This window comes from Deinococcus alpinitundrae (assembly GCF_009982895.1).
In the GTDB taxonomy this organism is placed as follows: Bacteria; Deinococcota; Deinococci; order Deinococcales; family Deinococcaceae; genus Deinococcus; species Deinococcus alpinitundrae.
The window spans coordinates 1-251 of record NZ_WXZL01000387.1 but is presented as its reverse complement, the minus strand read 5'-3'; the positions used below and the strand labels follow the sequence as shown (position 1 = coordinate 251).

The 251-nt window shown below is 67.3% G+C and carries 1 protein-coding gene; it reads left to right on the top strand.

The window, feature by feature from the left end; translation table 11 throughout:
- The coding region (locus GUI70_RS23855) for an aldehyde ferredoxin oxidoreductase C-terminal domain-containing protein (protein WP_202630627.1) at positions 1–251 on the top strand (251 nt) is incomplete at both ends.

The window sequence follows — 251 nt, the reverse complement described above, 5'->3', positions numbered from 1 at the left end:
AAGGAGCAGATCGGTGTCGATGCCAAATTCGGCTCGGCCGAGGCGTTGTGCCAGCTGGTCGAGATGACCGCCAAGGGCGAGGGTTTCGGCAAGGAACTCGGCTTGGGCAGCGCCCGCCTGTGCGCCAAATACGGCCGGCCGGAGTTGTCGATGAGCGTCAAGGGGCAGGAGTTCCCGGCCTACGACTCGCGCGGCATCCAGGGCATGGGCCTCGCCTACGCCACCTCCAACCGCGGCGCCTGCCAACTGCG